General features: G+C 66.9%; 18 protein-coding genes. 8 read left to right on the top strand and 10 right to left on the bottom strand.

Annotation, left to right across the window (positions count from 1 at the left end; all coding sequences use genetic code 11):
* Positions 1–25: 25 nt before the first annotated feature.
* From D3H34_RS18960 to pncB, 6 genes are all read right to left on the bottom strand, one after another.
* A complete protein-coding gene (locus tag D3H34_RS18960) occupies positions 26–1,567 on the bottom strand; it encodes an MFS transporter (protein ID WP_119555791.1) in 1,542 nt (513 codons plus the stop codon).
* A gap of 131 nt (positions 1,568–1,698) precedes the next feature.
* On the bottom strand, positions 1,699–2,862 hold the full coding sequence (locus tag D3H34_RS18955) for an MFS transporter (protein WP_119555789.1): 1,164 nt from the start codon (positions 2,860–2,862) through the stop codon (positions 1,699–1,701).
* Complete coding sequence (locus D3H34_RS18950) at positions 2,859–4,229, bottom strand: DNA recombination protein RmuC (RefSeq protein ID WP_119555824.1); 1,371 nt, start codon at positions 4,227–4,229, stop codon at positions 2,859–2,861. Before D3H34_RS18950 ends, D3H34_RS18955 begins: the two co-directional genes overlap by 4 nt.
* Positions 4,230–4,259: 30 nt before the next feature.
* Positions 4,260–5,264 (bottom strand): 2-hydroxyacid dehydrogenase, encoded by a 1,005-nt coding sequence (locus tag D3H34_RS18945; protein WP_119555787.1) that lies wholly within the window; start codon positions 5,262–5,264, stop codon positions 4,260–4,262.
* A 34-nt stretch (positions 5,265–5,298) separates the two neighbouring features.
* Entirely contained in the window at positions 5,299–6,711 is a 1,413-nt protein-coding gene (locus D3H34_RS18940; RefSeq protein WP_119555785.1) for a sodium:proton antiporter, read from the bottom strand.
* A gap of 48 nt (positions 6,712–6,759) precedes the next feature.
* Positions 6,760–7,980 (bottom strand): nicotinate phosphoribosyltransferase, encoded by a 1,221-nt coding sequence (pncB, locus tag D3H34_RS18935; RefSeq protein ID WP_070059637.1) that lies wholly within the window; start codon positions 7,978–7,980, stop codon positions 6,760–6,762.
* A 185-nt stretch (positions 7,981–8,165) separates the two neighbouring features.
* Between pncB and D3H34_RS18930 the strand changes: the two genes are divergently transcribed.
* Positions 8,166–8,399, top strand: coding sequence for a CsbD family protein (locus D3H34_RS18930; protein WP_101492195.1), 234 nt, complete (start codon positions 8,166–8,168; stop codon positions 8,397–8,399).
* Positions 8,400–8,470: 71 nt separating this feature from the next.
* On the top strand, positions 8,471–8,881 hold the full coding sequence (locus D3H34_RS18925) for a hypothetical protein (RefSeq protein WP_119555783.1): 411 nt from the start codon (positions 8,471–8,473) through the stop codon (positions 8,879–8,881).
* Between the two features lie 67 nt (positions 8,882–8,948).
* Here the strand turns inward: D3H34_RS18925 and D3H34_RS18920 are convergent, their stop codons facing one another.
* Both D3H34_RS18920 and D3H34_RS18915 read right to left on the bottom strand, forming a co-directional pair.
* The gene (locus D3H34_RS18920; protein ID WP_119555781.1) at positions 8,949–9,392 is read right to left on the bottom strand and encodes an acyl-CoA thioesterase; all 444 of its coding nucleotides are present in this window, start codon (positions 9,390–9,392) and stop codon (positions 8,949–8,951) included.
* The gene (locus tag D3H34_RS18915) at positions 9,389–10,324 is read right to left on the bottom strand and encodes a histone deacetylase family protein (protein WP_205736759.1); all 936 of its coding nucleotides are present in this window, start codon (positions 10,322–10,324) and stop codon (positions 9,389–9,391) included. Before D3H34_RS18915 ends, D3H34_RS18920 begins: the two co-directional genes overlap by 4 nt.
* A gap of 202 nt (positions 10,325–10,526) precedes the next feature.
* Here D3H34_RS18915 and D3H34_RS18910 point away from each other — a divergent pair, with 202 nt between their 5' ends.
* On the top strand, positions 10,527–11,078 hold the full coding sequence (locus D3H34_RS18910; protein WP_119555777.1) for a phasin family protein: 552 nt from the start codon (positions 10,527–10,529) through the stop codon (positions 11,076–11,078).
* Between the two features lie 130 nt (positions 11,079–11,208).
* Positions 11,209–11,967: a 3-hydroxyacyl-CoA dehydrogenase gene (locus tag D3H34_RS18905; protein WP_119555775.1), complete on the top strand. Its 759-nt coding sequence runs from the start codon at positions 11,209–11,211 to the stop codon at positions 11,965–11,967.
* Here D3H34_RS18905 and D3H34_RS18900 read toward each other — a convergent pair.
* Positions 11,915–12,862 carry a YihY/virulence factor BrkB family protein gene (locus D3H34_RS18900; RefSeq protein ID WP_119555773.1) on the bottom strand — a complete coding sequence of 316 codons (948 nt, stop codon included), beginning with the start codon at positions 12,860–12,862 and terminating at the stop codon, positions 11,915–11,917. The two genes, D3H34_RS18905 and D3H34_RS18900, sit on opposite strands and share 53 nt — an antisense overlap.
* 74 nt (positions 12,863–12,936) lie before the next feature.
* On the opposite strand from D3H34_RS18900, the gene dnaG reads away from it, so the two are divergent.
* Positions 12,937–14,970, top strand: a complete 2,034-nt coding sequence (gene dnaG, locus D3H34_RS18895) for a DNA primase (RefSeq protein WP_119555771.1) — start codon at positions 12,937–12,939, stop codon at positions 14,968–14,970.
* A 181-nt stretch (positions 14,971–15,151) separates the two neighbouring features.
* Here dnaG and D3H34_RS34715 read toward each other — a convergent pair whose 3' ends face one another.
* A complete protein-coding gene (locus D3H34_RS34715; protein ID WP_286185911.1) occupies positions 15,152–15,433 on the bottom strand; it encodes a hypothetical protein in 282 nt (93 codons plus the stop codon).
* Here D3H34_RS34715 and rpoD point away from each other — a divergent pair.
* From rpoD to D3H34_RS18880, 3 genes are all read left to right on the top strand, one after another.
* On the top strand, positions 15,426–17,627 hold the full coding sequence (gene rpoD / locus D3H34_RS18890) for an RNA polymerase sigma factor RpoD (protein WP_286185910.1): 2,202 nt from the start codon (positions 15,426–15,428) through the stop codon (positions 17,625–17,627). The genes D3H34_RS34715 and rpoD overlap by 8 nt on opposite strands.
* Before the next feature lie 107 nt (positions 17,628–17,734).
* Positions 17,735–18,973, top strand: a complete 1,239-nt coding sequence (locus D3H34_RS18885) for a multidrug effflux MFS transporter (RefSeq protein ID WP_119555767.1) — start codon at positions 17,735–17,737, stop codon at positions 18,971–18,973.
* 10 nt (positions 18,974–18,983) lie between these two features.
* Entirely contained in the window at positions 18,984–20,120 is a 1,137-nt protein-coding gene (locus D3H34_RS18880) for an HPP family protein (RefSeq protein ID WP_205736758.1), read from the top strand.
* Positions 20,121–20,151: the final 31 nt, after the last annotated feature.

Genomic DNA, 20,151 nt, shown 5'->3' with positions numbered 1-20,151 from the left:
GGCAGGCATGGCAAACGGCTCGGGCTCAGGCGCGCGTGGCGGCCGTCAGCGCGGCGGCACGCGGCCTGACGCGCAGCAGCAGCCCCGCCGCCAGCAACCCGGCCACGCCGGCGCAGGCCATCGCGCCGTGGAAGCCACCCGCGAGCGCATCGCTCAGCAGCCGCTGCGCGGCGGTGGCATCGAGCGCCGCGAGCGCGCCGAGGTCGTGCCGCGAAACCGCGGCCACCGCCGCCTGCGACGCATCGGGCACGCCGGCGCGTGCGAGCGATTCAGTCATCAGCGCGGTGGCGCGGGTGCGCATCAACGTGCCGAGCAGCGCAATGCCGATCAGCATGCCGCCCTGGCGCAACGCGTTCATCGTCGCCGAGGCCATGCCCGAACGCTGCGCGGGCACCGAGGCCATCACGGCCGTGCTCGTGGCCGGCACGGCAAGGCCCGCGCCCACGCCGAGAGCCACGAAGAGCAGCGCCAGCGGCAGATACGGCGTGTCGACCGAGAACAGCGTCAGCAGCAGCATCGCCACGCCGATCAGCCCGTAGCCCGCGACCATCAGCGTGTGCACTTCGAAGCGTCGCGCCAGCCGGCCGAACTGCGAGGCCACGATGCCGGTCGCCACGAACTGCGGCACCAGCCGCCAGCCGGTCTCGCTGGCCGACCAGCCCTGCACCTGCTGAAGAAAGAGCGAGAAGAAGAACAGGCTCGCGTAGGTGGAAAAGCCCAGCACGAACGAAGCGAAGTTGGTGACCGAAAAGCGCGCGTCGCGGAACAGTGCAAGCGGCAGCAACGGCCGCTCCACGCGCGCCTCCACGGCCAGGAACAACGCCAGCCCGACGCCCGCCGCCACGAGCGCCATCACCGCGTGGCGCGAGCCCCACCCGTGCTCGCCTGCGGCGATGAGCCCGTAGGTCAGCGCGCCGAGCCAGAGCACGCTGAGCACCTGCCCCGCCGGGTCGAGCGCCGCGTGCTCGGGGTGCGACGACTCGCGCAGCCCCCACACGCCCAGCGCCACGGTCAGCACACCGATCGGCAGGTTGATGAGAAAGATGCTCTGCCAGCCCGCGTGGTCCACCAGCAGACCACCGAGCATCGGCCCGAGGATCAGCGACAGCGCCGTGAACGACGACCAGCCGCCGATCACCCGCGCGCGGCTCGCCGGCTCGGGAAAGGCATGCGCCAGCAACGACAGCGCGCCCGGAATCATCAACGCGCCCGCCACGCCCTGCACCGCGCGGCCGGCCAGCAGCATGGGCAGGCCGGAGGCCATCGCGCACATCGCCGAGCCCACGGTGAAGACCACCACACCGGCCAGCCAGGCGCGCTTGCGGCCGTAGCGGTCACCGATCGGGCCGGCCGACAGCATGAAGGCCGACAGGCACAGCGCATAGATGTCGATCACCCACTGCAGCCCCGCCAGGTCGGTCGCGAGCGCGCGCTGCAGCGTGGGCAGCGCGACGTTGACGATGCTCACGTCGAGCGTGGCGATGAAACTGCCGAGGTAGACCGCCGCCACGAGGGCCAGGCGGCGGCGCGGATCGTCGGCAGTGGCCGACGGGGAATGGGAGTCCATGGACGCCTTCGGTTCAGGAACGAAGAAGGCGCCGATACTGACTTTGAGTCAGTATTTTGTCAATCAAATGAGAATTACTGTTATTTGCAACGTGGGATTCAGGCCGCCGTCAGGCGCCCTGCCCGCGCACGTCAGAGCTTCAATCCCCAGGTCGCCTTGGCGCCCAGCGCCAGCACGCCGCCCACCACCCAGAACACGCCAGCGATGCCGATGAGCGCGCCGAGCGAGCCGAACAGCATCGGCATCGCGACGCTCGACGCGTTGATGGTCATGAGCCGCAGCCCCAGTGCTTCGCCGTGCCGCGCGTGCGGCGTGATCTGGTGCAGCATGCTCATCACCATCGGCTGCACCGCGCCGAGCGCAAAGCCCAGGATCACGGAGCAGATGCCCATGGTCCACGGCGAATCCAGCAGCGGATAGACCGCGAACACGGCCGCCGTGACGACGGTTGATGTGAGGATCACGCTGCGCTCCGAGGCGCGCGATGCCACCAGCGGCAGCACCACGCGAATGACCGCCGCGGCGATCGCGAAGGCGCCGAGGATCGAGCCGATCACCGAGGCGCTGATGCCCCGGTCGTGGCCCAGCACCGGCAGCACGAAGGCATGCACGTCCCAGCTCGACGACTGCAGCCAGTTCACGAACAAGAGGCGGCGAAACATCGGCTCGCGCAGCAGGTCCCAGGCCCGCGTGGGCGCGGCACCCGCGGCCGGCGCCACCCGCGGCGGCTCGTGTGCGCCGCGTGCCAACAGCCAGCACAGCAGCGGCAGGAAGGCCATCACGGCGAAGCAGATGCGAAAGGCCAGCATGTCGGCCGGCGCGCGGCCGGCGTGGTCGATCAGCAAGCCTGCCAGGAAGGGCCCGACGAAGTTCGCCGCAGCGGGCGCAATGGCCAGCCAGCTGAACACGCGCTTGAGTTGCGTCGGGTCGGTGGCCGAGCGCCCCACGTGGCGCTGCAGCGCGATGACGGTCGCGCCGGTGGCGCCGCCGGTCAGCAGTGCGGCGATGCACATGACGGGGAACACCGGGAAGACCAGCGCCAGCCCCGCCCCACCGGAGGCGGCAATCACCGACAGCCACAGCGGCCGCTTGAGCCCGTGCCGGTCGGCGAAGCGCCCGGCCGGCAGCGCAAGAAACACCTGCGTCAGCGCGAACAGCGCGATCAGCAGGCCGACGGCCGCTGCGCTGTAGCCTTGCTGCAGCGCCAGCAGCGGTGTGGCGAGCCGCATGCCCGCCATCGTGGCGTGCAGACAGACCTGGGCGCCGATGACGCGCAGCAGTTCAGAACCTTTCACGGGGTGTCGTCGCCCTCGCTGTCAGTGTCGGCAACGGGCGGCAGCAATGCCTGCGATTGCTCTTCGGGCAGTGCCTCGACCTTGCGCAGTGCCAGCCGCATTTGCTTGGTACGGGTGTCCGCCTTGTCGATGGTGTCGGAGGCCTTGGCCATCTGCTCCTTGATGCGTTCGATCCATTCACCGTAGCGCCCGAACTCGGTCTTGACCGCACCCAATACCTTCCAGACCTCCGAAGCCTGCTGCTCCAGCGCCAGCGTGCGAAAGCCCATGTGCAGGCTGTTGAGCATGGCGAGCAAGGTGGTCGGACCGGCCAGCGTCACGCGGTGCTGGCGCTGCATCGCGTCCATCAGCCCCGGACGGCGCAGCACCTCGGCATAGAGACTTTCGACCGGCAGGAACAGGATCGCGAAGTCGGTGGTGTGCGGCGCCGCGAGGTAGTTGTCGGCGATCGACTTGGCCTCGACGCGGATGCGCGTTTCGAGCGCCTTGGCCGCAGCCTCGGCACCGGCCGCATCGGCGCGCTCGTGGGCGTCGATCAGGCGTTCGTAGTCGTCGCGCGGAAACTTGGCGTCGATGGGCAACCACACCGGCGCGCCGTCGTCGCCGCGCCCCGGAAAGCGGATCGCGAAGTCGACGCGCTGGCCGCTGCGCGGCTTGGTCTCGATCTGGCGCGCGAACTGCTCGGGCGTGAGCACCTGTTCGAGCAGCGCCTCGAGCTGCACCTCACCGAACACGCCGCGCGTCTTCACGTTGGTCAGCACACGCTGCAGACTGCCGACCCCCACGGCCAGCGTCTGCATCTCGCCCAGGCCCTTGTGCACCTGTTCGAGCCGGTCGGCCACCTGCTTGAAGCTCTCGCCCAGGCGGGCTTCGAGCGTGCTTTGCAGCTTTTCGTCGACCGTCTTGCGCATCTCGTCGAGCTTGGCGGTGTTGTTCTGCTGCAGTTGCGCGAGCTGGGTTTCCATCGTCGTGCGCACCTCGGCGAGGCGGCGCGCGTTCGACTCGCTCAGGCCCTGCAGCTGGGTGTTCAGCGTGTCGGCCAAGGTTTTCTGCAGCGATGCCAGCTGCAGCGAGAAGGCGTCGAGCTGCGCGTTCTGCGTGCGCGTGGCCTCGGCGCCCTGCTGCACCAGCGATTGCTGGAAGGTGGCGAAGGCCTGCGCGGTTTCCTGGCGCGCGCCGCGCGCGTTGTCGCCGATCTCGCGGCGCAGCTCACGCTCGGTGCGCTCGTTGGCACGGCCCATGGCGGCGAGCACGCCCAGCATCTCGCTGTGATCGGGTGCGGGCTGCCGGCGGGCCAGCAGCCAGATGACCAGCACCAGCTGCACCACGGCGAGTGCGGCCAGTGCAAGAAGAATCAGATCCGTCAGTTCCAAGGTGGGGGCGTGTCGCTCTCGCTGTCAGATTTCTTGTGACTTCGTGGCGGCCGGCACCGGCGTGACTGGGGTCAAGGGCCCCTTGCCGCTGCCCCACGCGATGAGGTTGTCGGCCGCCAGATCGGCCATGGCGCGGCGCGTGGGCACGGTGGCGCTCGCGATGTGCGGCGTGAGCACCACGTTGGGCACGGTGAGCAGATCGGGATGGACCTTCGGCTCGCCCTCGAACACGTCGAGGCCGGCGGCGGCGATGCGCTTCTCGCGCAGTGCCACGGCCAGCGCCGCATCGTCGACGATGCCGCCGCGCGCGATGTTGACCAGCGTGGCCGTCGGCTTCATGAGCGCGATCTCGGCCGCGCCGATGGTATGGTGCGACGCCGCCGAATACGGCACGACCAGCACGACATGGTCGGCGGTCTTCAGCAGTTCTTCCTTGCCGACATAACTGGCCTTGCATTCGGCTTCGAGCGCCGCATCGAGGCGCGAGCGGTTGTGATAGATCACCTTCATGCCGAAGCCGTGCGCGCCGCGCCTGGCAATGCCCTGCCCGATGCGGCCCATGCCGATGATGCCGAGCGTGGCGTCGTGGATGTCGGAGCCGGCGAACATGTCGTAGCTCCACTTTTCCCATTTGCCCGCGCGCAGGAAGTGTTCGCTCTCGGTGATGCGGCGCGCGGTGGCCATGAGCAGTGCAAAGCCGAAGTCGGCCGTGGTCTCGGTCAGCACGTCGGGCGCGTTGGTGCCGAGCACGCCGCGCGCGGCCATCGCGTCGACGTCGAAGTTGTTGTAGCCCACGGCCATGTTGGCGCAGATCTTCAGCTCGGGGCAGGCGTCGAGCACGGCGGCGTCGATGCGCTCGCTGCCGGTGGTGAAGGCGCCCTGCTTGCCTTGCAGCTTCGCGATCAGTTGATCCTTGCTCCAGGTCTCGTCGCCCTGGTTCGATTCGACCTCGAAATGCTGCGCGAGACGCGCGAGGGTCTCGGGGAACACTGCGCGGGCGACCAGGATCTTGGGCTTGCTGCTGCTCATGGAACGTGTCTCTTTCTTGGAAGGGCGGGAAGGATCAGCGGAAGAAGAGGAAGGTCGTGGCGACGAACAGCGGGATCAGGATCGCACCCGACCACAGCATGTAGCCGAAGAAGCTGGGCATGCGCACGCCGCGGCTTTCGGCGATGGCCTTGACCATCAGGTTCGGCGCGTTGCCGATGTAGGTGTTCGCGCCCATGAACACGGCGCCGGCCGAGATGGCGGCCAGCGTGGTGGCATAGGTGGTCATGAGCGCCACCGGGTCGCCGCCCGCCGTGTTGAAGAACACGAGATAGGTCGGGGCGTTGTCCAGGAACGAGCTCAGGATGCCGGTGGCCCAGAAATACATGGCCGGGTCGGGCTGGCCGTCGGCGCGCGTCACCGCGGCCACGATGGCGCCGAACGGGCCCTGCGTGCCGGCCTTGAGCATGGCGATCACCGGGATGATGGTCAGGAAGATGCCGGCGAAGAGCTTGGCCACTTCGGCCATCGGCCCCCACTCGAACTGGTTGTCGGCGTGCACCTTGGCGGCGGTGATCTTCAGCGAGAGCAGCGTGATGGCGATCAGGCCCACGTCACGCACCAGCCCCGGCAGGCCCATCTTCGAGCCGTAGATGTCGAACGTGACCGGCGACTTCCAGAAGCCGCTGAGCAGCACCAGCGCAACCACGCCGCCCAGCAGCACGAAGTTGATGGCGCCGTCGAAGCCGATGCGCTTGGTGTCGGGGGTCGGGTCGACCGGCAGCACCCCCTCCTTGCGGTAGTAGTGGCGATCGATCAGGTAGAACAGCCCGAGCAGCACGGCCAGGATGAACAGCGTGTCGGGCAGGATGTGCTGCGCGGTCCAGAAGAAGTCGACGCCCTTCAGGAAGCCCAGGAACAGCGGCGGATCACCCAGCGGCGTGAGCGAGCCGCCCGCGTTCGAGACGATGAAGATGAAGAACACGACCACGTGCGCCCGGTGCACCCGGTTGTCGTTGGCGCGGATCAGCGGACGGATCAGCAGCATCGAGGCGCCCGTGGTGCCCATGAAGCTGGCAAGCACGGCTCCGATGGCCAGGATGGCCGTGTTGAGCCCGGGCGCGCCGTGCAGGTTGCCCCGGATATGGATGCCTCCGGCCACCGTGAACAGCGCGGTGAGCAGGATGATGAAAGGGATGTACTCCTCGACCAGCGCATGCACCATCTGCGCCCCGGCCAGCGGCACGCCGTAGATCACGGCGAACGGCAGCAGGAAAGCCAGCGCCCAGGCGGCCGAGACCTTGCCGTAGTGGTGATGCCAGAACGACGGCACCAGCAACGGCATGAGCGCGATCGACAGCAGGATGCCCGCGAAGGGCACGCCCCACAGCGGCGACAGCGTGGCGCCGTTGAATTCAGCGGCCGACGCGAGGGCGGGGAACATCAGCGGCAGCAGTGCGGCCGCGGCCAGTCGGAGGGATTTTTTCATGGGGCCGTACCGTACCAGACGAAGCGCCGCACGGTGCCGGTACAGGGTTCACACGGGGGGTTGTTCGATCTCGAACACCTGGCGCAGGTAGGCCAGGTATTTCTCGTCCTCGCACATGTTCTTGGACGGCGTGTCCGACAGCTTGGCCACCGGCTGGTCGTTGCACTGGATCATCTTGATGACGATCTGCAGCGGCTCGTAGCCCAGGTCGTTGGTGAGGTTGGTGCCGATGCCGAAGGCCAGCAGGCAGCGGCCGCGGAACTGCTGGTACAGCTCGATGGTGCGCGGCACCGTGAGGCCGTCGCTGAAGATCAGCGTCTTGGTGAGCGGATCGACCCGGTTCGCGTGGTAATGCGCCAGCATGCGCTCGCCCCACTGGAACGGGTCGCCGCTGTCGTGGCGCGCGCCGTCGAAGAGCTTGCAGAAGTACAGGTCGAAGTCGCGCAGGAAGGCGCTCATGCCGTACACGTCGGACAGCGCGATGCCCAGGTCGCCGCGGTATTCACGTGCCCAGCTCTCGAAACCGAAGATCTGGCTGTCGCGCAGGCGCGGGCCCAGCGCCTGGCAGGCCTGCAGGTACTCGTGCGCCATGGTGCCCAGCGGAATGAGCCCGAGCTTCATGGCGTACAGCACGTTGCTGGTGCCCGCCAGCTGCGGAAGACGTTCGCCTGCGGGCGACTTGGCCGGCGGCGAGGCCACGGCGCCGAGCCGCTGGGTCAGGGTGCGCAGCACTTCCTCGTGCCAGTCCTTCGAGAAGCGGCGGCGCGTGCCGTAGTCGGCGATCTTGAGGTCGCCCAGGCCGGCTTCCTGCAGCTGGCTGATCTTGAGGTCGAGGCGGCGGCGGCCTTCCTCGAAGTCGGGGTTCTTCTGGGTGTTGCGAAAGTAGACCTCGTTCACGATGGCCAGCACCGGAATCTCGAACAGGATGGTGTGCAGCCACGGCCCCTTGATGCGGATCTCGAGCTCGCCCGAGGGCTGGGGAATGACGTTGATGTACTTCTCGTTGAGCCGGAAGAGCCCGAGGAAGTCGACGAAGTCGCTCTTGATGAAGCGCATCGAGCGCAGGTAGGCCAGCTCGGCGTCGCGGAACTGCAGCGAGCACAGGCTGCGGATCTCGTCGCGGATCTGCCCCGCGAACTGCGCGAGGTTGACGCCGGGGTTGCGGCATTTGAAGCGGTACTCGACCCGCGCCCCTGGAAAGTGGTGCAGGACCACCTGCATCATCGTGAACTTGTAGAGGTCGGTGTCGAGCAGGCTGTGAATGATCATGATGCGGTGCGCGGTGTCTCGGGTCTCTGGCTTCGGCGTCCGTTCCATTATCACGGCCTGCGTCGGCCTCTGCCTACGAGGGCCGGCCTGCACGTCCTACCGGCAGGGGGAATCACTCACGCGACATTGATTTCACGGCGGCGGCATGTTCCGCCGGGTCATCACTCTTTCTCAAGGAGATTCGCATGAACAAGGACACCATCGAAGGCAACTGGAAGCAGCTCAAGGGCAAGGTCAAGGAGCAATGGGGCAAGCTGACCGACGACGATTTCGACGTCATCGCCGGCAAGCGCGACCAGCTGCTGGGCCGCATCCAGGAACGCCACGGCATCAGCCGCGACGAGGCCGAGAAACAGGTGAAGGACTGGGAATCTCGCGACGGCCGCTCGCCAGACGCGCTCTGGTTCGAAAAGTACTGAGGCGTCCCGAGGAAGAAGCCGTCCGGCCACTCCCCTTCGCTTCCCCTGACATTCACCGCAAAGGACACACCATGAAAAAACAGCACCTCGTCATGCTCGCGCTCGCCTCCACCTTCCTTGTCGCCGGCCAGGCCGGGGCAATGACCAAGGACGAGTACAAGGTCGCCAAGGAAAAGGTCGAGGCCGACTACAAGGTCGCCAAGACCCAGTGCGACACGCTGAAGGACAACGCCAAGGACGTCTGCCAGAAGGAAGCCAAGGGCAAGGAAGAAGTGGCCAAGGCCGAGCTGGAGCAGCAGTACCAGCCCAGCGACAGCCACGCCCGCAAGGTGGCCGAGGAGAAAGTGAAGGCCGCCTATGAAGTCGCGAAGGAAAAGTGCGACGACCAGCAGGGCGAAGCCAAGTCCGCCTGCGTGAAGCAGGCCAAGGCCGACGAGGCCCAGGGCAAGGCCGACATCAAGGCCATGAAGAAGACCATGTAAGCCGGGCCGCGGCCCTGCTCACGAACGGCGCTCTCGGGCGCCGTTTTTCATGCGCGCTCAGGCGCGCTCAGACGCGCAGCGAATCGACCACCTGCTGCAGCGCCTCGGGCAACGGCACCGGCCGCTGCGTCGCGCGGTCGACGTAGACGTGCACGAAGTGCCCCTGCGCGGCCGCGGTGTCGGCGCCTTCGGCGAACAGCGCGATCTCGTAGCGCACGCTCGAACGCCCGGCCTGCGCCACGCGGATGCCCACCTCCACCGTCTGCGGGAAGGCCACCGGGGCGAAGTAGTTGCACTGGGTCTCGACCACGAAGCCGATCGTCTGGCCGCCGTGGATGTCGAGCGCACCGCGCTCGATCAGCAGCGCGTTCACCGCAGTGTCGAACCAGCTGTAGTAGACGACGTTGTTGACGTGGCCGTACATGTCGTTGTCGGCCCAGCGCGTCGGGATGCTGCGAAACGCGCGGTAGCTGCTGCGCGCGTGCGGGGTAGGTTTGGCAGGGGCGTTCATCGCGCGGCATTCTGCCAGCGACGCCAGTATTCGAAGGCGACCTTGAAGGTGCCGACCTGCACCTGCACCGTCTCGGCGATGTCGCTGGCATAGCCGCCAGCCATCGCGAAGGCCAGCGGCAGACGACGCTGCCACGCCCAGTCGAAGACGCGCCGGTCGCGCGCCTCCAGCCCGTCGAAACTCAGCTTGAGGCGGCCGAGCCGGTCGCGCTCGAAGGGGTCCGCACCTGCCAGATAGATCACCAGGCCGGGCCAGAAGCGCCGGTCGAGTTCGTCGAGGGCGTGCTCCAGGGCGCTCAGGTACTCGGCGTCGCCGCAGCCATCGGGCAGCTCGACGTCCAGATCGCTCACCTCCTTGCGGAACGGGAAGTTCTTCTGCCCGTGCAACGAGAGCGTGAACACGCTCGGGTCGTTGCGGAAGATGCTGGCCGTGCCGTTGCCCTGGTGCACGTCGAGGTCGATCACCGCCACCTCGAGCGGCCGACCCGTCACGCGATCCCGGCCCCGCTCGGCCTGCATCAGCCGCGCGGCCACCGCTGCATCGTTGAAGACGCAAAAGCCGCTGCCCTTGTCGGCATAGGCGTGGTGCGTGCCGCCCGCCATGTTGGCCGCCACGCCGCCCGCGAAGGCCGCGCGGCAGGCGGCGATGGTGGCGCCGGTGGATCGGCGCGAGCGCTCGACCATCGCCTCGCTCCAGGGAAAACCGATCTCGCGCATGGCCTGCGGGCTCACGCGGCCTTCGCTGACGGCGGCGATCCATTCGGGGGTGTGGGCCAGCGCGAGCTCGTCGTCGGTGGCGCGCGGCGCCGGGTCCATCTCGACGGCCGACAGCTGCTCCTGCAGGCGGTCGCGCAGCATCGCGTAGCGCGACATGGGAAATCGATGGCCCGGCGGCAGGGGCAGGACGAACTGCCCGGAATAGAAAGCACGCATGGCGGCATTCTGGCCGCATGCCCCGTGCATGCCGGATCTGCCGGATTTAGAAGGCCGCTTCTAAATTGCTGCATAGCAACAAAAACCGCTTGCTCGCTGCGTTCAGCTGCCTATACTTGAGGCCATGCTGCACCGCAACATAGACGACGAGGCGCAGCGCAACGTGAATCGACCACCCCATCATCCTTTCTGGAGATCTCAAATGGCCCTGACCGCTGACCAAATCCTCGCCGCCCAAAAAGCCAACCTCGAAACCCTGTTCGGCCTGACCACCAAGGCCTTCGAAGGCGTCGAAAAGCTGGTCGAACTGAACGTGACCGCTTCCAAGGCCGCCCTGACCGAAGCCCAGAGCACCGCCCAGGCGGCCCTGAGCGTCAAGGACGCCCAAGAGCTGCTGACGCTGCAAGCCAGCCTGTTCCAGCCCCTGGCTGAAAAGACCGCTGCCTACAGCCGTCACCTGTACGACATCGCCCAAGGTACCGGCGCCGAATTCTCGAAGGCTTTCGAAGCCAAGGCCGCTGAAGCCCAGCAAGCCTTCGTCGGCCTCGTCGACAGCGCTTCGAAGAACGCCCCCGCCGGTTCGGAAACCGCCGTTGCCGTGCTGAAGAGCGCCGTGGCTGCCGCCAACAACGCTTTCGAATCGGTCCAGAAGGCCGTCAAGCAAGCGTCGGACGTCGCCGAAGCCAACTTCAACGCCGTGTCGACCCAAGCTGTCGCCGCTGCCAAGACGGCCACCGCTTCGCGCAAGCGCTAAGCACCGACCACCACCAGTTGTCTCCTTGGGTCCTCACGGATCCAATTCAGGGCCTCGTCTCACGACGAGGCCTTTTTTTTGGCCCCGGCGGCGTCTTCGATAATGCAGACCTCATCTCTGGAGACTTTTCATGCAAATCGACGGCAAGGTTTTTATCGTTACGGGTGGCGCTTCGGGCCTCGGCGAAGGCACGGCGCGCATGCTGGCCGCCAACGGCGGCAAGGTGGTGATCGCCGACATGCAGGCTGACAAGGGTGAAGCCGTTGCCAAGGAAATCGGTGGCGTGTTCGTCAAGTGCGACGTGAGCCAGGAAGCCGACGGCCAAGCCGCCGTGGCCGCCGCGCTCAAGCTGGGCAAGCTGGTCGGCCTCGTGAACTGCGCCGGCATCGCTCCGGCCGAGAAGACCGTGGGCAAGAACGGCCCGCACGCACTGGCCGTGTTCAGCAAGACCGTCACGGTCAACCTGATCGGCAGCTTCAACATGATCCGCCTGGCGGCCGACGCCATGGGCAAGAACGAGCCCGAAACCACCGGCGAGCGCGGCGTGCTGATCTCGACCGCCTCGGTCGCGGCCTACGACGGCCAAATCGGCCAGGCCGCCTATAGCGCCTCGAAGGGCGGCGTGGTCGGCATGACCCTGCCCATCGCCCGCGACCTCGCGCGCAGCGGCATCCGCAACATGACCATCGCCCCCGGCATCTTCGGCACGCCCATGCTGTTCGGCATGCCGCAGGAGGTGCAGGACGCGCTGGCCGCCAGCGTGCCCTTCCCTTCGCGCCTGGGCACGCCCGACGACTACGCCAAGCTGGCCAAGCACATCATCGAGAACGACATGCTCAACGGCGAGGTGATTCGTCTGGACGGAGCGATTCGATTGGCCCCTCGCTGACCTCGGACGCCGGCAGCTTCGTGCTGCCGGTGCGGTCCAGGCGCTCGTAATTCGCGATCACCTGGGCCCCGAGCAGCACCAGCGTGGCGGCGATCTCCAGGCTCAGCAGCACCACGATCGCCGTGGTGAGCGAGCCGTAGACCACGTTCACCTGCGACAGCGTCGAGAAATACCAGATCAGCACGCGTCGCGTGGCCTCCCACAGCAGCGCGGCGGTGATGCCGCCCAGGAGTGCGTGGCGCAGCGACATGCGCCCGGCGGGCATCACGAGGTAGAGCGAGGTCAGCATGAAGATCTCGCCGCCCAGCCCCAGCAGGTACAGCAGCAACCCCGACACGCCCGACAGCGACCAGCTGCGTCCCAGCAGGTCGACGCTTTCCTGCCCCACGAGTTGGAGCGCGCCCGACACCAGCGTGACCAGCAACAACCCCGCGCACAGGCTCAGGATGTAGAGGTACGGCATCGCCACCGACACCAGGAAGTGACGCTTGTGGTCGGCCTTGCGGTGGTGAAAGATCACCGCCATCGCGCTTTCGAGCACGCTGAACGCCAGCGAGCTGAAGAAAATCATCGTCACCAGCAGCACCGGCCCGAGCACCGCGCGATGGTCCATGAAACTCGACAGCTCGGCCACGACGGATTTCGACTGCCCCGGCAGCAGCCACTCCAGGTAGCGCCCGATGGTGCGCAGCAGCTCGGCCTGATCGATCACGTGCGACAGCGCCATCACGCTCACGATCAGCAGCGGCACGATGGACAGCAGCGCGTAGTAAGCAACCGCGCCCGCCAGAAGCAGCCCCTGGTTGGCGCGGAAGTCCTTGAGCGCGCCCCAGACGAAGCGCAGCGGATGGCGCAGCAGCGGCGCGGCGTGTTGCAGGGGAAGGGGCGTCTTCATGCGTGATGTGGGTTTGCGGCGGGGTTCAGTATGCCGCCCGTGCGCTTGCGTATGATTTGCCGCTCCCCGCAGCCATGACCATCCCCGCTTCTTTCATCCAGGAACTCATCGCGCGCGCCGATGTGGTCGAAATCGTCGGCCGCTACGTCCAGCTCAAGAAGGCCGGCGCCAACTTCATGGGGCTGTGCCCCTTCCACGGCGAGAAGTCGCCCTCGTTCTCGGTCAGCCCGACGAAGCAGTTCTATCACTGCTTCGGTTGCGGCGTGCACGGCAACGCCATCGGCTTCCTCATGGAGCATGCCGGCATGGGCTTCGTCGAAGCGGTGCACGACCTGGCCGGCCAGTACGGCCTGCAGGTGCCCGAGGACGACGTCTCGCCCGCCGAACGCGCCCGCGCCGCCAGCCAGCGCCAGAAGCAGGCCACGCTGACCGACGTGCTCGAAAAAGCCGGCGACGCCTACCGCAAGGCACTGCGCCAGGCGCCCGGCGCCATCGAGTACCTCAAAGGCCGCGGCGTCTCGGGCGAGGTCGCCAGGCAGTTCGGCATCGGCTACGCGCCCGCCGGCTGGCGCGCGCTGGCCAGCGTGTTTCCCGATTACGACGATCCGCTGCTCGCCGAGAGCGGACTGGTGATCGTCAACAACGAGGAAGGCAAGCTCAGCGACGAGGAAGCCAAGCGCTACGACCGCTTCCGCGACCGCGTGATGTTCCCCATCCGCAACGTCAAGGGCGAATGCATCGGTTTCGGCGGGCGCGTGCTCGGCGACGAAAAACCCAAGTACCTGAATTCGCCCGAGACGCCCGTGTTCAGCAAGGGCCGCGAGCTCTACGGCCTGTACGAGGCACGCGCCGCCTTTCGCGACCGCGGCTACGCGCTCGTCACCGAGGGCTACATGGACGTGGTGGCGCTGGCCCAGCTCGGCTTTCCGAACGCGGTGGCCACGCTCGGCACGGCCTGCACCACCGAGCACGTGCAGAAGCTGTTCCGCTTCACCGAATCGGTGGTGTTCAGCTTCGACGGCGACGCCGCCGGACGCCGCGCCGCCCGCAAGGCGCTCGACGGCGCCCTGCCCTACGCCACCGACACGCGCAGCATCAAGTTCCTGTTCCTGCCAGCGGAGCACGACCCCGACAGCTACATCCGCGCACACGGCGCCGAGGCTTTCGCGGGCTTCGTGGCCGAGGCCACGCCGCTGTCGCGCTTCATGCTCGAGGCCGCCCGCGAAGGCTGCGACCTGAGCTCCGCCGAGGGCCGCGCCCACATGACGAGCAACGTGCGCCCGCTCTGGAGCGCGATGCCCGACGGTGCGCTCAAGCGGCAGTTGCTCAGCGAGATCGCCACGCTGGTGCAGCTCGACGCCGCGGCGCTGTCGGACCTGTGGTCCACCGCCGCGCCCGGCCCGCGCAGGAGCGGCGTCGCCCAGCAGCAGCCCCAGTCATCGCAGCGCCACAGCGAACCCGACAGCTACGGCAACGACCCGGGTGACTACTACCCGGACATGCCGCCGACGCAGGACTATGAGCCTCCGCGCTACGAAAACGAGAGCAAGCCCAAGTTCCAGCCCCGCAAGTTCACCAAGGGCAAGCGCTGGGGCGGCAAGTTCGAGGAACCCATCGAGCCGTTGCGCGGACGCGGCAAGCCGCCGAGCCGGCCCGACGTGGCGGTGCGGCTGGTGCTGTCGAACATGGCGCAGTGGGAAGCGCTGTCGCACGAGTTGCATGTGATGCTGTGCGACCTGCCGGGCGAGCACGGCGCCCTCTTCACCTGGCTCGACAGCCAGTTGCACGAGCACGGCGTGCAGCCCTGGGCGGCGCTGCGCGAAGGCCTGCGCGGGCTCGATTTCGCGCCGCTGGCGGAGCGCCTCATGAGCGTTTCCGAGGCCGGACCGGTGCCTGAAGGCGAGGAAGAACAGCACCTGGCCGAGGCCGCCAAGGAATTGGCGAGCGTGCTCGATTTCATGCTCGACGACCGCCTGAAAGCCCAGCAGAGCGAAGCCATTGCCGCCGTCGGAAAAGACCCGAAAGCCCTGGAACGCTACAAGGCGCTGGAAGCGCGCCGCCTCGAATTGCGCGACCGCATTCGCGCATCGGGGACAGATACTGCTTGAAATTTGCGCAACAGGCTATAATGTAGGGCTTCGCAACTGGCGAAATTAGGCAAGAGCGACAGCAGCACCTCCGGGCCGACCCCTAGCGCAACGCACTCCAACGGTAAATTCCGGCGGAAAGGGTCAATAACCGCAAGGACTGCACACCAAATGTTCGCCCGACATCTTGCCTGGTGAGGAATTAATTCCTCGTTTCCCAATTGTTTTGTCCGTGCCTGTGCACGGGCATGGTGGTGCTGTCCGCGTGACGGCGCGCCTGTGATCCCGCTTGTCTTTTCTTGTCGTAACGAGGTCGTATGCCCAGTTCAAAGAAGCCTGCTCCTTCACTTGCCAAAAACGTCAAAAGCGTCGCCACCAAGCCCGCAGCAGAAAAACCGCTGAAAGCCGGTGCCAAACCGGCAACCAAGACGGCTGCCGCCGCGTCCAAAACGGCAGCCGCAACGAAAGTGAAAACCGTGCCCACGAAATCGACCTCTCTCGACGATCCCAAAAAAGCCGCGGCCACTGCCACGGCTGCCCCCGCTGCCAAGAAAGTCGGCCGTCCGCCCAAGGCCGCCAGCGCTGCAGCTGCGCCCGCCACCGGCGCCAAGCGCGGGCGCAAGCCCAAGGCCGCCAAGGAAGCCGGCGAGAGCGACATCGACCTGTCGGACATCGAGGAAGACCTGGCCGGTGACGAGCCCGCGGCGGCCGCGACCGAAGAGAAGGTCAAGCCGCTGCGCATGAAGATCAGCAAGGCGAAGGAACGCGCCTTGATGAAGGAGTTCGGCCTCGACGAGACCGTGCTCTCCGAAGAAGACCTGGCCAAGCGCCGCTCGCGCCTGAAGACCCTGATCACGCTGGGCAAGACCCGCGGCTACCTGACGCACGGCGAAATCTCCGACCACCTGCCCGACAAGCTGGTCGACGCCGAGACCATGGAAGTCGTGGTCACCATGCTCAACGACATGGGCGTGGCGGTGTACGAGCAGACGCCCGACGCCGAAACCCTGCTGCTGAACAACACCGCGCCCACCGCCACCACGGTGGAAGAAGCCGAGGAAGAAGCCGAAGCCGCGCTCTCCACAGTGGACAGCGAATTCGGCCGCACCACCGACCCGGTCCGCATGTACATGCGCGAAATGGGCACGGTCGAGCTGCTGACGCGCGAAGGCGAAATCGAAATCGCCAAGCGCATCGAAGGCGGCCTGATGGCCATGATGGAAGCCATTTCGGCCTCCCCCGCCACCATCGCCGCCATTCTGGAAATGGCCGCGACGATCCGTGAAGGCAAGGTCGTCATCTCGACCATCGTCGACGGCTTCTCGAACCCCAACGAGGCCGACGACTACGTGGCCGAAGAAGACTTCGACGAATTCGACGAGGAAGACGACGACGACGGCAAGGGCGGCTCCAAGGCCCTGACCAAGAAGCTCGAAGAACTCAAGAACGAGGCCCTCTCGCGCTTCGACCGCATCGCCGAGATGTTCGAGAAGATCCACAAGATCTACGAGAAGGAAGGCTACGGCACGCCGGCGTACGCCAAGGCCCAGCAGGCCGTGTCCGACGAGCTGATGACCATCCGCTTCACGGCCAAGACCATCGAGAAGCTGTGCGACCTGGTGCGCACGCAGGTGGACGACGTGCGCAAGAAGGAACGCGAACTGCGCCGCATCATCGTGGACAAGTGCGGCTTCCCGCAGGAAGAGTTCATCCGCGACTTCAGCGGCTTCGACAAGAACGGCAACCGCATCGCCTCGAACCTGCTCAACCTCAAGTGGGTCGAGAAGCAGGCCGCGGCCGGCAAGTCGTACAGCGCCGTGCTCGCGCGCAACATTCCGCCGGTGCAGGAACTGCAGCAGAAGCTCGCCGACATCCAGTCGCGCGTGGTGGTGCCGCTGACCGAGCTCAAGGACATCAACAAGCGCATGAACGAGGGCGAATCGTCCTCGCGCGATGCCAAGAAGGAAATGATCGAGGCCAACCTGCGCCTCGTGATCTCCATCGCCAAGAAGTACACCAACCGCGGCCTGCAGTTCCTCGACTTGATCCAGGAAGGCAACATCGGCCTGATGAAGGCGGTCGACAAGTTCGAATACCGTCGCGGCTACAAGTTCTCGACGTATGCCACGTGGTGGATCCGCCAGGCCATCACCCGCTCGATCGCCGACCAGGCGCGCACCATCCGCATCCCGGTGCACATGATCGAGACGATCAACAAGATGAACCGCATCTCGCGCCAGCACTTGCAGGAGTTCGGCTTCGAGCCCGACGCCGGCATCCTGGCCGCCAAGATGGAGATCCCGGAAGACAAGATCCGCAAGATCATGAAGATCGCGAAGGAGCCGATCTCGATGGAAACCCCCATCGGCGACGACGACGATTCGCACCTGGGCGACTTCATCGAGGACAGCAGCAACACGGCCCCCATCGAGGCCGCGATGCAGGCCGGCCTGCGCGACGTGGTCAAGGACATCCTCGACTCGCTCACGCCGCGCGAAGCCAAGGTGCTGCGCATGCGCTTCGGCATCGAGATGAGCACGGACCACACGCTGGAAGAAGTCGGCAAGCAGTTCGACGTGACCCGCGAGCGCATCCGCCAGATCGAAGCCAAGGCGCTGCGCAAGCTGAAGCACCCGTCGCGCTCCGACAAGCTGCGCAGCTTCATCGACACCCTGTAATCCAGGTTCGCTGAAGCCAAAGCGCCCGCCTTGCCCCTCATACGGGCGGCGGGCGTTCTCGTTTTCCCACCGCCCCCAAACAACAAATACGACGGAGCCGCCTTTCCATGAATCCCGATGCAGACAAACTCTGGCAGGCCCCGCGCTGGGCGCTTGCCGTGCTGCTCGCCGTGCTGGGCATGCTCGGGCCCTTCTCCATCGACACCTACATCCCGGCCTTCTCGGGCATCGCGAAATCGATCGGCGCGACGCCGGCCGAGATGCAGCAGACGCTGTCGGCCTACCTGTTCGGCTTTGCGTTCATGAACCTGTTCCACGGTGCGCTGTCGGACAGCTTCGGCCGCCGGCCCGTGGTGCTGTGGGGACTGGCGGTGTTCACGCTGGCCTCGCTGGGCTGCGCGCTGTCGCAGACCATCACGCAGCTGGTGCTGTTCCGCGGGCTGCAGGGGTTGTCGACCGGCGCGGGCATCGTGGTGTCGCGCGCCGTCATCCGCGACATGTTCCCGCCGGCCGAGGCGCAGCGGGTGATGAGCCAGGTGACGATCTATTTCGGCGTGGCGCCCGCCATCGCGCCCATCGTGGGCGGTTTCCTTTTCGTGCACGCAGGCTGGCACTCGATCTTCTGGTTCCTGGTGGCCGTGGGCGTGGCGCTGTTCGTCGCCAACTACAAGCTGCTGCCCGAAACGCTGCACAAGGACCACCGCCAGCCCTTCCAGGTGCGCCACCTGATGCGCGGCTACCGCGACCTGTGCTCCGACCCGCGCTTCTTGCTGCTGGCCTTCGCCAGCGGCGTGCCCTTCAACGGCATGTTCCTCTACGTGCTGGCCGCGCCCGCGTTCCTGGGCGACCACCTCGCGCTGCAGCCGCAGCAGTTCTTCTGGTTCTTCCTGCTGACCATCGGCGGCATCATGCTCGGCGCGCGCGCCAGCGGCCGCATGGCCGGCAAGGTCGCGCCCAAGCGGCAGATCCGCGACGGCTTCCTCATCATGATGGTCACCTCGGTGGTCAACGTGGTGGCCAACATCTTCTTCCAGGCGCACGTGGCCTGGGCCGTGTGGCCGCTGGCGGTGTTCGCCTTCGGCTGGGCGCTGATGGTGCCGGTGGTGACGCTGCTGGTGCTCGACCTGCACCCCGAGCGCCGCGGCATGGCTTCGTCGCTGCAGGCCGTGATCGGCTCCACCGCCAACGGCGTCGTGGCCGGTGCGGTCGCACCACTGGTGATGCACTCCACGCTGGCACTGGCGCTGACCTCGGCGCTGATGCTCACGATCGGGCTGGTCGCCTGGGTCTGGCTGCACCACCGCTGGCCGGACATCGGACGCCGCGTCGCCCACGAAGAAGCCTGAGGAGCGCAGCGTGGAGACGACGCGACCCAACGCAGTGTGGACCTACCTGCGCGCCTGGCTGCCGGGCCCTTCCAACGTCAACGCGCGTGAACGGCTGCGCGCCGTGTGTGGCGCCGCCCTCGGGCTGTTCGTCACGGCCGTGCTGTGCCGCTGGCTGGCCGGTCCGCTGGCCAGCGCCGTCTGGCTGATCGCGCCGCTGGGGGCCAGCGCCGTGCTGGTGTTCGCGGTGCCCGCGAGCCCGCTGGCGCAGCCGTGGCCGGTGATCGGCGGCAACACGCTGTCGGCCCTGGTCGGCATCGCCAGCGCGACTTGGATTCCCGACCCCGCCCTGGCCGCTGCCGTGGCCGTGGGCGGCGCCATCGGCCTGATGTTCTTCGCGCGCTGCCTGCACCCGCCGGGCGGCGCCGCGGCGCTGCTGGCAGTGCTCACGCACACCACGCAGTTCTCGTCGGCGCTCTTTCCGTTCTTCACCAATTCGCTGCTGCTGGTGCTGGCCGGCGTGGCCTACAACACGCTCACGGGGCGGCGCTATCCGCACGTGCAGGTGGTGCGCCCGCCGTCGCCCGATGCACGCTTCAGCCAGAGCGACATCGACGCCGTGCTGGCCCGCTACAACCAGGTGCTCGACATCAGCCGCGACGACCTCGAGTCGCTGATCCAGCAGACCGAACTCGAGTCGTACAAGCGCCGCCTGGGCACGCTGCATTGCGCCGACATCATGTCGCGCACGCCGATCTCGGTGGAGTTCGGCACGCCGCTGCAGGAAGCCTGGACGCTGATGCACGCGCACCGCATCAAGGCACTGCCGGTGACCGACCGCACGCGCCGCGTGGTCGGCATCGTCACGCAGGCCGACTTCTTCCGCCAGCTCGACCTGCAGCACCACGAAGGCATTGCCGGCCGGTTGCGCGACCTGATCCGTGCCACGCGCACGGTGATGTCGAACAAGCCCGAGGTGGTCGGCCAGATCATGACGCGCCAGGTGCGCGTGGCCAGCGCCGAGCGGCCCGTGGTCGACCTGGTGCCGCTGTTCTCCGAAGGCGGCCATCACCACATTCCGATCATCGATGAAGAGAAGCGGCTGACGGGAATGATCACGCAGTCGGATTTCGTGCGGGCGCTGTACCGCGCGGTGGGCCCGGCCTAGGCCTCGCCTGTGCTTCTCCCTCCCCTTCCGG

The sequence above is a fragment of the Acidovorax cavernicola genome (assembly GCF_003581445.1).
Note: the sequence above shows the minus strand (reverse complement) of the source record. Positions and strands in the feature narration are given on the sequence as shown.

What these genes read in the sequence shown, in the direction of transcription:
- D3H34_RS18915 (WP_205736759.1), bottom strand. Translation starts at nt 10,324, where the DNA reads ATGCGTGCTTTCTATTCCGGGCAGTTCGTCCTGCCCCTGCCGCCGGGC.
- D3H34_RS18940 (WP_119555785.1), bottom strand. Translation starts at nt 6,711, where the DNA reads ATGAAAAAATCCCTCCGACTGGCCGCGGCCGCACTGCTGCCGCTGATG.
- D3H34_RS18900 (WP_119555773.1), bottom strand. Translation starts at nt 12,862, where the DNA reads ATGAAGACGCCCCTTCCCCTGCAACACGCCGCGCCGCTGCTGCGCCAT.
- D3H34_RS18945 (WP_119555787.1), bottom strand. Translation starts at nt 5,264, where the DNA reads ATGAGCAGCAGCAAGCCCAAGATCCTGGTCGCCCGCGCAGTGTTCCCC.
- D3H34_RS18920 (WP_119555781.1), bottom strand. Translation starts at nt 9,392, where the DNA reads ATGAACGCCCCTGCCAAACCTACCCCGCACGCGCGCAGCAGCTACCGC.
- D3H34_RS18910 (WP_119555777.1), top strand. Translation starts at nt 10,527, where the DNA reads ATGGCCCTGACCGCTGACCAAATCCTCGCCGCCCAAAAAGCCAACCTC.
- D3H34_RS18930 (WP_101492195.1), top strand. Translation starts at nt 8,166, where the DNA reads ATGAACAAGGACACCATCGAAGGCAACTGGAAGCAGCTCAAGGGCAAG.
- dnaG (WP_119555771.1), top strand. Translation starts at nt 12,937, where the DNA reads ATGACCATCCCCGCTTCTTTCATCCAGGAACTCATCGCGCGCGCCGAT.
- D3H34_RS18960 (WP_119555791.1), bottom strand. Translation starts at nt 1,567, where the DNA reads ATGGACTCCCATTCCCCGTCGGCCACTGCCGACGATCCGCGCCGCCGC.
- pncB (WP_070059637.1), bottom strand. Translation starts at nt 7,980, where the DNA reads ATGATCATTCACAGCCTGCTCGACACCGACCTCTACAAGTTCACGATG.
- D3H34_RS18925 (WP_119555783.1), top strand. Translation starts at nt 8,471, where the DNA reads ATGAAAAAACAGCACCTCGTCATGCTCGCGCTCGCCTCCACCTTCCTT.
- D3H34_RS18905 (WP_119555775.1), top strand. Translation starts at nt 11,209, where the DNA reads ATGCAAATCGACGGCAAGGTTTTTATCGTTACGGGTGGCGCTTCGGGC.
- D3H34_RS18885 (WP_119555767.1), top strand. Translation starts at nt 17,735, where the DNA reads ATGAATCCCGATGCAGACAAACTCTGGCAGGCCCCGCGCTGGGCGCTT.